Here is a 12,160-nt window from a genome sequence, read left to right as displayed (position 1 = left end):
GCAAATGAAACAGCCCGATCGGCCAACGCCGATCGGGCTGTTTCATTCCGGGACACCGTTGGGGCACCCGTCGACGCGATACGCGCATCATGAAGACTGACACCACACCGGAGCCCTCGCGATCAGAGCGACGCTCCGCAAGCACACCATCGCACCCACGAATACCGCATCTGATGCATCGGCGGCGACCCGGGCAACCCGGGCCGCCTCATCTCACGAATTCGGGAACAACAGCCACATCCGGCCGACCTGCTTCATCCGCCCGGCCTGATCGCCTGCGTCGTCGCCGAGCCCCCAGAAATAGTCGGCCCGCACGCCGCCCTTGATCGCGGAGCCCGTATCCTGCGCAAACACGAGCCGGTTCATCGGCGTATTCGTCAGCGGGCGCGTGGTCTGCAGGAACACCGGCGTGCCGAGCGGGATCGACGACGGATCGACGGCGATCGAACGCTCCGGCGTCAGCGGTACGCCGAGCGCGCCGATCGGGCCGTCCGAGCCGCCATGCGGTGCATCTTCCTTGGTGGGCATGTCGCGGAAGAACACGAACCGCGGGTTCGTGTCGAGCAACGCGTCGACGCGGTTCGGGTTCGCCTTCGCCCACGCCTTGATGCCCTGCATCGTCGCCTGAGCCGGCGTCAGCTCGCCGCGATCGAGCAGCCACTTGCCGATCGAGCGATACGGCTGGTTGTTGGTGCCGCCGAAGCCGACCCGCATCACCGAACCGTCGTCGAGTAGCACGCGCCCCGAACCCTGCACCTGCAGGAAGAACGCTTCGATCGGGTCGTCGACCCACACGAGTTCGTTGCCGTTCAGGATGCCGGCGCGTTCGAGCTGCGAGCGTGCCGGCAGCGCGGCGCCCGCGCGATAACCGGCCGGCCAGCGGTAGAGCGCGTACTGATACGGACCGCGACGCACGCGCGAACCATGCAGCAGCGGCTCGTAGTAACCGGTCACGAGCCCGTCGAGCGTACCGTCGGTGTTCGCGAGCTGGAACGGCGTGAAATACGTTTCGAAGAACGTACGGGCACTGCTGACGTCGAGCTCGTCGAGCCGGTCGGCAGCCGCGCAAGCGCGCTGCCAGGCCGGCTGGCGCGCGAGCCGCACGCAGTTCTGCCGCAGCGCGGCCGCCGCGCCGATCAGCGAATCGTCCTGCCAGCCCGGCACCTGCTGCCACGCGACCGGCGTGAGCCGCTTCGCGGCGACCTGCCCCGGCACGATCGCCGCGCCGGTCGGCGGCTTCAGCGACGACGTCCGCGTCGGCGCACCGCCGCACGCGGCAAGCAGCGCCGCCGCTGCGGCCGCCGCCACCCACCCGGCCAACCGGGGCCCAAACCACATACAATGTCCGTTCTTGATGGAAACCGCCATGTCAGATTTTCTCGACCAATATCCGATGCTCATCTTCGCGCTCGAAGCCTTCGTAGCGCTTGCCCTGCTGATCTTCATCGTCGTGTGGACGTCGTCGGGCAGAAAGAAGCACGCCCGCAGCAACAACGACCGCCAGCCGCGCTAACGCACTGACGCACTCCGCACGCTCAATGCAGCGTGCGCGGCATGTGCAGTGCGAACTCGTCGACCGGCGCCTCGAAGCGCTCGCCGTCCTCCGCCACGCAGAAGTACGCGCCACGCATCGTGCCGACCGGCGTCGCGATCACGGCCCAGCTCGTGTACTCGAAGTGCTCGCCCGGCTGCAGCAGCGGCTGGTGCCCGACGACGCCGAGCCCCTTCACTTCCTGCACGTGGTTCTCGCTGTCCGTGATGATCCAGTGACGCGCGATCAGCTGCGCCGCGACCTGTCCCGTGTTGCGGATCGTCAGCGTGTACGCGAATGCGTATTGACGGCGATCGGGGTCGGATTGTTCCGGCAAGTAGCTGGTTTTCACCGAAACGGTGAACTGATACTGACTCATGATGTTTCCGGTGGAAGGTGACTGCCCGTGCCGGCAGGGGCAACGGGGCCGCGGGCGCGCCGCATTGGTTCGGCATTCTATGCGCAATCGGGCCTCGGCCGCACGGCCCGCCGCCGCGCACCGGGTCGCCGGACGGTAGAATGACGGTTTTGCGCCGCAACGTCCCCGCTCCCCTGCCATGACCCAATTCCGTATCGCTCCCAGCATCCTGTCGGCCGATTTCGCACGGCTCGGCGAAGAAGTCCGCAACGTCGTCGCCGCCGGCGCCGACTGGATCCACTTCGACGTGATGGACAACCATTATGTGCCGAACCTGACGATCGGCCCGCTCGTGTGCGAAGCGATCCGCCCGCACGTCCAGGTGCCGATCGACGTGCACCTGATGGTGCGCCCGGTCGATCGGATCGTGCCCGATTTTGCGAAGGCTGGTGCAAACCTGATCAGCTTCCACCCGGAAGGCTCCGATCACATCGACCGCACGCTGTCGCTGATCCGCGACCACGGCTGCAAGGCCGGCCTCGTGTTCAACCCGGCCACGCCGCTGAACTACCTCGACCACGTGATGGATCGCCTCGACTTCGTGCTGCTGATGTCGGTCAACCCGGGCTTCGGCGGCCAGTCGTTCATTCCGGAAACGCTGAACAAGCTGCGCGAAGCACGCGCACGCATCGACGCGTACACCGAGCGCACCGGCCGCGAGATCCTGCTCGAAGTCGACGGCGGCGTGAAGACCGACAACATCGCGGAAATCGCGGCGGCCGGTGCCGACACCTTCGTCGCGGGCTCGGCGATCTTCGGCAAGCCCGACTACCGCAAGGTGATCGACGAGATGCGCGCCGCGCTCGCTACCGTCGAGCGGAGCTGACGCCGTGGCCGACTCGTCGCTCGCCGGCCATGCGCCGGCCGGGGCCGCAACGGATGCCGCCCCGATCCGCTTCGCCGCGCCGCGCATCGACGCGGCGCTGATCGATCTCGACGGCACGATGGTCGATACGGCCGACGACTTCACGGCCGGCCTGAACGGGATGCTCGCGCAGCTCGGCGCGCCGGCCACGTCGCGCGACGAGGTGATCGGCTACGTCGGCAAGGGCTCCGAACACCTGATCCAGAGCGTGCTGAAGCCGCGCTTCGCGGCCGACGAAGCACACGCGCGCTTCGACGACGCGCTGGCGATCTACCAGACCGAATACGCGAAGATCAACGGCCGCCACACGCGCCTCTATCCGGACGTGGCGGCCGGACTCGACGCACTGCGCGCGGCCGGCATCCGGCTCGCGTGCGTGACGAACAAGCCGCACCGCTTCGCGGTCGAGCTGCTCGAGCAATACGGACTGGCCGATTGCTTCGGCATCGTGCTCGGCGGCGACACCGTCGCGCGCAAGAAGCCCGATCCGCTGCCGATGCTGACGGCCTGCAACGCGCTCGGCGTCGCACCGGATGCGGCGGTCGCGATCGGAGACTCGGAAAACGATGCGCTGGCAGGCCGTGCGGCCGGGATGGCGACGCTGACGGTGCCCTATGGCTACAACCACGGCAAAGCTATACAAACGATAAATTCGGATGGTATAGTCGATTCGTTGCTGGTCGCAGCTCGCGCAATTTCTGCGCACAACGCCGGCCGGCCAACCATCTGATTATTTCTTCCATCTGCATGTTTCTGAATAAAAAACGGAGTCTGAGCAGCATCGACCGGGGAGCCTGGCCCTGGCGTCGCTGGTCGCGCTAACCTCTTCGATGAGGTACGCTGAAGCACGTCTTCAGCGCCGTTTTTTATCTCGCTGCGCATCCGCGCGCCGACCGTCGCACCACCTCGAGTTCTACCGCGTCCGAACGCTTGCGTTCAGGCTCGGCCGCAGGCTCGCGACGTTCACGCCCGGAGTGCCGGCCGGCAACAGGCACTTCTCGATCGACCGCCCTTTCGCCGACGGCAACCCGCGCAGCGTCAAGTGATCCCTGGCGCACGCGCCGCTCGTCCCGAACAGGACCGGAACATGACCGAACTCGAATTTCAATCGCTCGCGAACGAAGGCTACAACCGCATCCCGCTGATCGCGGAAGCCCTCGCCGATCTCGAAACGCCGCTGTCCCTCTACCTGAAGCTGGCCCAGCCCGAACGTGCAGGCGCCAACTCGTTCCTGCTCGAATCGGTGGTCGGCGGCGAACGCTTCGGCCGCTATTCGTTCATCGGCCTGCCCGCCCGTACGCTCGTGCGCACCCGCAACGGCGTGTCGGAAGTCGTGCGCGACGGCCAGGTCGTCGAGACGCATGACGGCGACCCGTTCCAGTTCATCGAATCGTTCCAGGCACGCTTCAAGGTAGCGCAGCGCCCGGGCCTGCCGCGCTTCTGCGGCGGTCTCGCCGGCTATTTCGGCTACGACGCGGTGCGCTACATCGAGAAGAAGCTCGCGAACACCGCGCCGCGCGACGACCTCGGCCTGCCCGACATCCAGTTGCTGCTGACCGAGGAAGTCGCGGTCATCGACAACCTCGCCGGCAAGCTGTACCTGATCATCTACGCGGACCCGAGCCAGGCCGAAGCCTATACGAAGGCGAAACAGCGCCTGCGCGAACTGAAGCAGCGCCTGCGCACGACCGTGCAGCCGCCCGTCACGTCGGCGAGCGTGCGCACCGAAACGTTCCGCGAGTTCAAGAAGGACGACTATCTGGCCGCCGTGCGCCAGGCGAAGGAATACATCGCAGCCGGCGAGCTGATGCAGATCCAGGTCGGCCAGCGCCTGACGAAGCCGTATCGCGACAATCCGCTGTCGCTGTATCGCGCGCTGCGTTCGCTGAACCCGTCGCCGTACATGTATTACTACAACTTCGGCGATTTCCACGTGGTCGGTGCGTCGCCGGAAATCCTCGTGCGCCAGGAAAAGCGCGGCGAAGACCAGATCGTCACGATCCGCCCGCTCGCCGGCACGCGCCCGCGCGGCAACACGCCCGAGCGCGACGCGGAACTCGCGACCGAACTGCTCAACGATCCGAAGGAGATCGCCGAGCACGTGATGCTGATCGACCTCGCGCGCAACGACGTCGGCCGCATCGCGGAAATCGGCTCGGTGCACGTGACCGACCAGATGGTCATCGAGAAATACTCGCACGTGCAGCACATCGTCAGCTCGGTCGAAGGCAAGCTGAAGCCCGGCATGACGAACTACGACGTGCTGCGCGCGACGTTCCCGGCCGGCACGCTGTCCGGCGCGCCGAAGGTCCGTGCAATGGAACTGATCGACGAGCTCGAGCCGGTCAAGCGCGGGCTGTACGGCGGCGCCGTGGGCTACCTGTCGTTCTCGGGCGAGATGGATCTCGCGATCGCGATCCGCACGGGCCTGATCCACAACGGCAACCTGTATGTGCAAGCGGCGGCCGGCGTCGTCGCGGATTCGGTGCCCGAATCCGAATGGCAAGAGACCGAGAACAAGGCGCGCGCGGTGCTGCGTGCGGCCGAACAGGTCCAGGACGGCCTCGATAGCGACTTCTGACCGGAGACTGACCATGCTGCTCATGATCGACAACTACGATTCGTTTACCTACAACCTGGTCCAGTACTTCGGCGAACTCGGCGAGGATGTGCGCACCTACCGCAACGACGAAATCACGCTCGACGAGATCGCGCGCCTGAATCCCGACGCGATCTGCCTGTCGCCCGGCCCGAGCAACCCGCAGCACGCAGGCATCACGCTCGACGTGCTGAAAGAATTCGTGGGCAAGAAGCCGATCCTCGGCGTCTGCCTCGGCCATCAGGCGATCGGCGAGGCGTTCGGCGGCCGCGTCGTGCGCGCGAAGACCATCATGCACGGCAAGGTGAGCAAGATCGAAACCGACTGCCGCGGCGTGTTCGCCGACCTGCCGAAGCACTTCGACGTCACGCGCTATCACTCGCTCGCGGTCGAGCGCGAATCGCTGCCCGACTGCCTCGAGGTTTCCGCGTGGACCGACGACGGCGAAATCATGGGCCTGCGTCACAAGACGCTGCCGATCGAAGGCGTACAGTTCCATCCGGAATCGATCCTGTCCGAGCACGGCCATGCGCTGCTCGAGAACTTCCTGAAGCAGGCCCGCGCGGCCGCGCACGCAGCCTGACGGGAGCCTCACGATGACGATTACCCCGCAGGAAGCGCTGCAGCGCACGATCGAACACCGCGAGATCTTCCACGACGAGATGCTGCACCTGATGCGGCTCATCATGCGCGGCGACATGTCGCCCGTGATGGCGGCCGCGATCATCACCGGGCTGCGTGTGAAGAAGGAGACGATCGGCGAGATCGCCGCCGCCGCGACCGTGATGCGCGAATTCGCGAACCACGTCGAGGTGCAGGACAACTCGAACTTCGTCGACATCGTCGGCACCGGCGGCGACGGCTCGCACACGTTCAACATCTCCACCGCGTCGATGTTCGTCACGGCGGCGGCCGGCGCGAAGGTCGCGAAGCACGGCAACCGTGGCGTGTCGAGCAAGTCCGGCAGCGCCGACGTGCTCGAGGCGCTCGGCGTGAACATCGACCTGCAGTCCGACCAGGTTGCCGCGTCGATCGCGGAAACGGGCATGGGCTTCATGTTCGCGCCGAATCATCACCCGGCGATGAAGAACATCGCGGCCGTGCGCCGCGAGCTCGGCGTGCGCACGATCTTCAACATCCTCGGCCCGCTGACCAATCCGGCCGGCGCGCCGAACCAGCTGATGGGCGTGTTCCACCCCGACCTCGTCGGCATCCAGGTGCGCGTGATGCAGCGTCTGGGCGCGCAGCACGTGCTGGTCGTGTACGGCAAGGACGGGATGGACGAGGTATCGCTCGGCGCGGCGACGCTCGTCGGCGAACTGCGCGACGGCAAGGTGCACGAATACGAGATCCATCCGGAAGACTTCGGCCTGCAGATGGTGTCGAACCGCACGCTGAAGGTGGAAAATGCCGACGAATCGCGCACGATGCTGCTCGGCGCGCTCGACAACCAGCCGGGCGTCGCGCGCGAGATCGTCACGCTGAACGCGGGCACCGCGCTCTATGCGGCGAACGTCGCCGAATCGATCGCGGACGGCATCCAACTCGCCCGCGAAGCGATCGCGAGCGGCAAGGCCCGCGCGAAGGTCGACGAACTCGTGCGCTTCACGCAGCAGTTCAAGCGCTGACTCCCCTTACGAATCAAGCAGGAATCCACATGAGCGACATTCTCGACCGAATCATCGCCGTCAAGCGCGAAGAAGTCGCGGCGGCCATGCGCAGCGCGCCGCTCGAGGCACTGAAGCTGGACGCATCCGCGCGCGACCTGCGCGACTTCGTCGGCGCACTGCGTGCGAAGCACGCAGCCGGCCACGCGGCCGTGATTTCCGAAATCAAGAAGGCGAGCCCGTCGAAGGGCGTGCTGCGCGAGCATTTCGTGCCGGCCGACATCGCACGTTCGTATGCGGCGCACGGCGCCGCGTGCCTGTCGGTGCTGACCGACGAGCAGTTCTTCCAGGGCAGCGTCCGCTACCTCGAGGAAGCGCGCGCAGCCTGCACGCTGCCGGTGCTGCGCAAGGACTTCATCGTCGACGCGTACCAGATCATGGAAGCGCGCGCGATGGGCGCCGACGCGATCCTGCTGATCGCGGCCGCGCTCGACACGCCGCTGATGCAGGATCTCGAAGCGTACGCACACTCGCTCGGCCTCGCGGTGCTGGTCGAAGTACACGACCGCAACGAGATGGAACAGGCGCTGACGCTCAAGACGCCGCTGCTCGGCATCAACAACCGCAACCTGCGCACGTTCGAGACATCGATCCAGACGACGCTCGACATGCTCGACATGATTCCGGCCGACCGGATCGTCGTGACCGAATCGGGCATCCTGTCGCGCACCGACGTCGACACGATGCGCGCGGCGAACGTGAACACGTTCCTCGTCGGCGAAGCGTTCATGCGCGCCGACCAGCCGGGCGAAGAGCTCGCACGGATGTTCTTCTGATGGCGATCGAAAAGGAAATCAAGCTCGCGCTGCCGGCCGGCCAGGCCGACGCCGCGCGACGCTTCTTCGAGACGCTGACCGGCGAACCCGGTCACGACATTACGCTCGCGAACGTCTACTACGACACGCCCGATCTCGCGCTGGCCCGCTCGAAAAGCGCGGTGCGCGTGCGCCGGGCGCCGCAGGGCTGGCTGCAGACGTTCAAGACGGTCGGCAGCGCCGAAGGCGGCCTGCATCGCCGCCACGAATGGGAACTGCCGGTCGCCGGCGACGCACTCGAGATCGATGCGCTCGTCGCGGCCTGCGACGTGCCGGAAGCCGCCGCCGCGCTGAATGACGCGGCCGGCACGCTGTCGGCGCTGTTCCGCACGGATTTTTCGCGTACGCTGTGGCGCATCGCAATCGGCGGCGCAACCGTCGAAGCCGCGGTGGACCTCGGCGAGATCGTCGTCCAGGCGGAACACGAAACGCGCCGCGAACCGATCAGCGAAATCGAACTCGAACTGATCGACGGCCCGGAAGTGGCGCTCGCAACGCTCGCCGCCGAACTGCAGCAGGCGCTGCCGGGCCTCGCTCCCGACAACATCAGCAAGGCGCAGCGCGGCTACCGGCTGCGCGCGCAATAATCACGCATCACGCATGGCAACCCGCAAGACTTCCCGCGCGCCGCAACAGGCGTCGCTGTTCGACGATCTCGTGCCGGAAACGGCACCGGCCGACAATCCGTCCCCGCCTTCCGAGCCGCCCGCGGCCGGGCGCAAGCCCGCAAAGAAAGCCGCCGCACCGGCTGCGGCCCCGACGGCACCGCAGCCTGTTGCCGCCAACGTTCCGCACCTCGCCGCGCAATTCGACGCGCTGCCGGCCGTCTGGCGCGACGTGCTGAAACCCTTTACCGACAGCGACGCGTACGCGCCGCTGTGCCGCTTCGTCGACGACGAGCGCGCGGCCGGCAAGATGGTCTATCCGACCGACGTGTTCCGTGCACTGCGCCTGACGAGCCCGGACGACGTGAAGGTCGTGATCCTCGGCCAGGATCCGTATCACGGCGACGATCGCGGCACGCCGCAGGCGCACGGGCTCGCATTCTCGGTGCCGCCGGCCGTGCGCACGCCGCCGTCGCTGCGCAACATCTTCAAGGAAATCGCCGCGAACTTCGGTCATGACACGCCGCGCCACGGCTGCCTCGACACCTGGGCACGCCAGGGCGTGCTGCTGCTCAACACGGTGCTGACGGTCGAGCGCGGCACCGCCGCGAGCCATGCGAAGCGCGGCTGGGAACAGTGCACGGACACGCTGATCCGCGAACTCGCCGGCCGCCATCGCGGGCTCGTCTTCATGCTGTGGGGCGCACACGCGCAGGCGAAGCGCACACTGTTCGACGCAAGCGCGCATTGCGTGCTCGAGGCGCCGCATCCGTCGCCACTTTCCGCGCACCGCGGCTTCCTCGGTTGCCGCCATTTCGCGCTCGCGAACGACTATCTGGTCGATGCAGGCCGCGAACCGATCGACTGGCGCCTGCCGGAAGTGGCCGAAACGCTCGCCTGACGGCTGCGCCGCCGCTTATTTCGCCACGTCACCAGGCATGCAAAAACGCCGCGCCCCTTTCGGGACGCGGCGTTTTTTTATCGGACGATGCAGCGGGTGCGACGCACCCGCATCGACCTTACGCGGCGGCGATCGCTTCGCGTGCGCTTGCGAGCGAGGCGCTCTGCGCATCCGGCCCGAGGTTCAGGCCTTCCGCGAAGATGAAGCTCACGTCGGTCATGCCGACGAAGCCGAGGAACGTGCGCAGGTACGGGGTCTGGCTGTCGTTCGGCGTACCGGCGTACTTGCCGCCACGGGCCGCCACCACGTGAACCTTCTTGCCCTTGATCAGGCCTTCCGGACCATTCTCGGTGTAGCGGAACGTGACGCCTGCACGTGCGATCCAGTCGAAGTACGTCTTCAGTTGCGACGAGATGCCGAAGTTGTACATCGGTGCGCCGATCACGATGATGTCGGCAGCTTGCAGTTCGGCAATCAGTGCATCGCTCTTCGCGACGATCGCATTCTGTTCCGCGGTGCGCTGGTCGGCCGGCGTGAAGAACGCGCCGAGCACCGATTCGTCGAGGTGCGGCAGTGCATCGGCCAGCAGATCGCGAACCACGACCTTCGCGCCGGGGTTCGATTGTTGCAGCTTTGCCGTCAGTTCATTGGACAGCAGCGTGGATTGCGCACCTTGCGAACGCGCCGCGGAATTGATTTGCAGAATGGTCGTCATGTCAGGCTCCAGTAGGGTTGCGCTTCGGTAGCGCGAGTGACGCCATTGTGCGCGGCCGCATGACCGCGAAAAAGCAGGTTCAGGGCGACGGATTGTTGCAGCAGCAGAACAATCCTCGATCGCGCCCCGATACCCGCTTCAGACGGTTCAACCCTTCAGCCAGGCCTCCCGGGCCTTCGATACCGCAACCGGCTTCGCGGCCGCCGCCAGCCGGTAGCGCGTGACCTCCGGGCCGTCGAGCTTCAGTTTCGCGGTGCGCAGCTCGTCGCGGCGGAACGCGTGCACCTCGACCTTGTCACCCGGCCGGTAGCGCGCGAGCAGTGCGTCGAGGTTGGTGCCCGTGACGCGCAGCCCGTCGACCGCGATCAGCGTGTCGCCGGCCGACAGCCCCGCGCGATGCGCGGCGCCGCCTTCGTAGACGGCCGCGAACGTGCAGTCCGCCCCGCCGCGCAGGCGCGCGCCGATCGTCGGCTTCGCGGCCGCGCCGTTCGCGACATCGGGCGTGAGCGTCACGCCGAACGGTGCGAGCAGCTCGGCGAGCGGCAGGTCGCGCGTGCCGTGCACGGCATCGGCGAACAGGCGGCCGAGCGCGACGCCGGTCGCCTCTTCGATCAGTGCCTCGACTTCGTTTTCCTCGACGCCCGCCTGCTTGCCGCGGTAGAAGTCACGGCCATAGCGTTGCCACAGCAGGCGCATCACGTCGTCGAGCGACTTCTTGTTGCGCGTCTGCGCACGGATCGCGAGATCGAAGGCGAGCGCGACGAGCGAACCCTTCGTGTAGTAGCTGACGATCGCGTTGGTCGCATTCTCGTCCTGGCGGTAGTACTTGATCCACGCGTCGAACGAGCTCTCCGCGACACTTTGCTTGAGCCGGCCCGTGCCGCGCAGCACGCCGGCGACGGTACGGCCGAGCGCCGCGAAATATTCGTCCTGCGACATCAGCCCGCTGCGCACCAGCATCAGGTCGTCGTAATACGACGTGAAGCCTTCGAACAGCCACAGCAGCGACGTATAGTTTTCCTTCGACAGGTCGTACGGCACGAACGCGGCCGGCTTGATCCGCTTCACGTTCCACGTATGGAAGTACTCGTGGCTGCAGAGGCCGAGATACGTGCGATAGCCTTCCGTCGTTTCGGGCCGCCCCTTCACCGGCAGGTCGGTGCGATTGCAGATCAGCGCGGTCGACGCGCGATGCTCGAGGCCGCCGTAGCCGTCGCTGACCGCCAGCGTCATGAACACGTAGCGGTCCATCGGCGCTTTCTTCGATTTCGGTTCGAACAGCGCGATCTGCGCTTCGCACACGCGCTTCAGGTCGGTACGCAGGCGCTCCATGTCGAGCTGCGTCACACGCCCCGCGATCACGATGTCGTGCGGCACGCCGTGTGCGTCGAACGTCGCGAGCGCGAATTCGCCGAACGTCACCGGATGGTCGGAGAGCTCGTCGTAGTTCGACGCGCGGTACGCGCCGAACCCGTAGCGCTTCGTGCCGCGCGCCTCGGGCAACGCGGTACCGACGCGCCACGCGCGGAACGCCGCGCCGGCCGGCTTCGCGATGTCGACTTCACACGGCGCGTCTTCGCGGCCGGCAACGCTCAGGAACACGGCCGTCGCGTTGAAGAAGCCGCCCGATTCGTCGAGATACGCGGAGCGCACCGACAGGTCCCATGCATACACGTCGTAGCGCAGCGTCAGCGCGCCGTTCACGGGCGCGGCCTGCCACGTGTGCTTGTCGGTCTTCGCGATCCGCACCTTGCGGCCCGCGTCGTTGAATGCGCCGAGCGTCACGATGTTGCGCGCGAACTCGCGCACCAGGTAGCTGCCCGGAATCCACACCGGCAACGAAAAGCGCTGGCCGTCGGGATCGGGATCGGCGACCGTCACCGTTACTTCGAACAGGTGCGCGGCAAGATCTTTCGGGGCAATCGAATAGCGGATCGGCTGGGTCATCGTGGCAATCGGTCGGTCGAATACGGCGGCGAAAACGAAGAGAGGCGCCGGCAGATCATGCGGGCGCCCCTCGCTGGCCGGGCCATGCGGCCCGGCG

Annotated in this window: 12 protein-coding genes; 8 read left to right on the top strand and 4 right to left on the bottom strand. The window is 66.6% G+C overall.

Going from position 1 to position 12,160, the window contains the following annotated elements:
* Nucleotides 1–213 precede the first annotated feature (213 nt).
* A complete protein-coding gene (locus tag ACN8ZM_RS02505; protein WP_043191900.1) occupies nucleotides 214–1,446 on the bottom strand; it encodes a murein transglycosylase A in 1,233 nt (410 codons plus the stop codon).
* Nucleotides 1,447–1,535: 89 nt separating this feature from the next.
* The gene (apaG, locus tag ACN8ZM_RS02500; RefSeq protein WP_011350820.1) at nucleotides 1,536–1,910 is read right to left on the bottom strand and encodes a Co2+/Mg2+ efflux protein ApaG; all 375 of its coding nucleotides are present in this window, start codon (nucleotides 1,908–1,910) and stop codon (nucleotides 1,536–1,538) included.
* A gap of 178 nt (nucleotides 1,911–2,088) precedes the next feature.
* Between apaG and rpe the strand changes: the two genes are divergently transcribed.
* The 8 genes from rpe (at nucleotide 2,089) to ACN8ZM_RS02460 (ending at nucleotide 9,401) form a co-directional block, all read left to right on the top strand.
* Entirely contained in the window at nucleotides 2,089–2,775 is a 687-nt protein-coding gene (gene rpe / locus ACN8ZM_RS02495; RefSeq protein ID WP_011883156.1) for a ribulose-phosphate 3-epimerase, read from the top strand.
* Between the two features lie 4 nt (nucleotides 2,776–2,779).
* Complete coding sequence (locus ACN8ZM_RS02490) at nucleotides 2,780–3,544, top strand: phosphoglycolate phosphatase (protein ID WP_420210505.1); 765 nt, start codon at nucleotides 2,780–2,782, stop codon at nucleotides 3,542–3,544.
* Nucleotides 3,545–3,901: 357 nt separating this feature from the next.
* On the top strand, nucleotides 3,902–5,395 hold the full coding sequence (trpE, locus tag ACN8ZM_RS02485; protein ID WP_043191540.1) for an anthranilate synthase component I: 1,494 nt from the start codon (nucleotides 3,902–3,904) through the stop codon (nucleotides 5,393–5,395).
* A 13-nt stretch (nucleotides 5,396–5,408) separates the two neighbouring features.
* Nucleotides 5,409–5,996 (top strand): aminodeoxychorismate/anthranilate synthase component II, encoded by a 588-nt coding sequence (locus tag ACN8ZM_RS02480; RefSeq protein WP_420210504.1) that lies wholly within the window; start codon nucleotides 5,409–5,411, stop codon nucleotides 5,994–5,996.
* 13 nt (nucleotides 5,997–6,009) lie between these two features.
* Entirely contained in the window at nucleotides 6,010–7,041 is a 1,032-nt protein-coding gene (trpD, locus tag ACN8ZM_RS02475) for an anthranilate phosphoribosyltransferase (RefSeq protein WP_043191545.1), read from the top strand.
* A 29-nt stretch (nucleotides 7,042–7,070) separates the two neighbouring features.
* A complete protein-coding gene (trpC, locus tag ACN8ZM_RS02470) occupies nucleotides 7,071–7,856 on the top strand; it encodes an indole-3-glycerol phosphate synthase TrpC (protein WP_043191548.1) in 786 nt (261 codons plus the stop codon).
* On the top strand, nucleotides 7,856–8,482 hold the full coding sequence (locus tag ACN8ZM_RS02465; RefSeq protein WP_420210503.1) for a CYTH domain-containing protein: 627 nt from the start codon (nucleotides 7,856–7,858) through the stop codon (nucleotides 8,480–8,482). Before trpC ends, ACN8ZM_RS02465 begins: the two co-directional genes overlap by 1 nt.
* 13 nt (nucleotides 8,483–8,495) lie before the next feature.
* Complete coding sequence (locus tag ACN8ZM_RS02460; protein WP_420210502.1) at nucleotides 8,496–9,401, top strand: uracil-DNA glycosylase; 906 nt, start codon at nucleotides 8,496–8,498, stop codon at nucleotides 9,399–9,401.
* A 118-nt stretch (nucleotides 9,402–9,519) separates the two neighbouring features.
* On the opposite strand, the gene ACN8ZM_RS02455 is transcribed toward ACN8ZM_RS02460, so the two are convergent.
* Nucleotides 9,520–10,116: an FMN-dependent NADH-azoreductase gene (locus ACN8ZM_RS02455; protein ID WP_043191557.1), complete on the bottom strand. Its 597-nt coding sequence runs from the start codon at nucleotides 10,114–10,116 to the stop codon at nucleotides 9,520–9,522.
* Nucleotides 10,117–10,263: 147 nt separating this feature from the next.
* Nucleotides 10,264–12,063 carry a M61 family metallopeptidase gene (locus ACN8ZM_RS02450; protein WP_420210501.1) on the bottom strand — a complete coding sequence of 600 codons (1,800 nt, stop codon included), beginning with the start codon at nucleotides 12,061–12,063 and terminating at the stop codon, nucleotides 10,264–10,266.
* Nucleotides 12,064–12,160: the final 97 nt, after the last annotated feature.

Source organism: Burkholderia aenigmatica (assembly GCF_048627025.1).
Lineage (GTDB): Bacteria > Pseudomonadota > Gammaproteobacteria > Burkholderiales > Burkholderiaceae > Burkholderia > Burkholderia aenigmatica.
This window is presented reverse-complemented; position numbering and strand designations above follow the sequence as displayed.

Excerpts from the sequence above, each read along its gene's own strand:
- ACN8ZM_RS02450 (WP_420210501.1), bottom strand. The coding sequence starts at position 12,063 with ATGACCCAGCCGATCCGCTATTCGATTGCCCCGAAAGATCTTGCCGCG.
- trpE (WP_043191540.1), top strand. The coding sequence starts at position 3,902 with ATGACCGAACTCGAATTTCAATCGCTCGCGAACGAAGGCTACAACCGC.
- ACN8ZM_RS02460 (WP_420210502.1), top strand. The coding sequence starts at position 8,496 with ATGGCAACCCGCAAGACTTCCCGCGCGCCGCAACAGGCGTCGCTGTTC.
- apaG (WP_011350820.1), bottom strand. The coding sequence starts at position 1,910 with ATGAGTCAGTATCAGTTCACCGTTTCGGTGAAAACCAGCTACTTGCCG.
- trpD (WP_043191545.1), top strand. The coding sequence starts at position 6,010 with ATGACGATTACCCCGCAGGAAGCGCTGCAGCGCACGATCGAACACCGC.
- trpC (WP_043191548.1), top strand. The coding sequence starts at position 7,071 with ATGAGCGACATTCTCGACCGAATCATCGCCGTCAAGCGCGAAGAAGTC.
- ACN8ZM_RS02465 (WP_420210503.1), top strand. The coding sequence starts at position 7,856 with ATGGCGATCGAAAAGGAAATCAAGCTCGCGCTGCCGGCCGGCCAGGCC.
- ACN8ZM_RS02505 (WP_043191900.1), bottom strand. The coding sequence starts at position 1,446 with ATGAAGATCAGCAGGGCAAGCGCTACGAAGGCTTCGAGCGCGAAGATG.
- ACN8ZM_RS02455 (WP_043191557.1), bottom strand. The coding sequence starts at position 10,116 with ATGACGACCATTCTGCAAATCAATTCCGCGGCGCGTTCGCAAGGTGCG.
- ACN8ZM_RS02480 (WP_420210504.1), top strand. The coding sequence starts at position 5,409 with ATGCTGCTCATGATCGACAACTACGATTCGTTTACCTACAACCTGGTC.
- rpe (WP_011883156.1), top strand. The coding sequence starts at position 2,089 with ATGACCCAATTCCGTATCGCTCCCAGCATCCTGTCGGCCGATTTCGCA.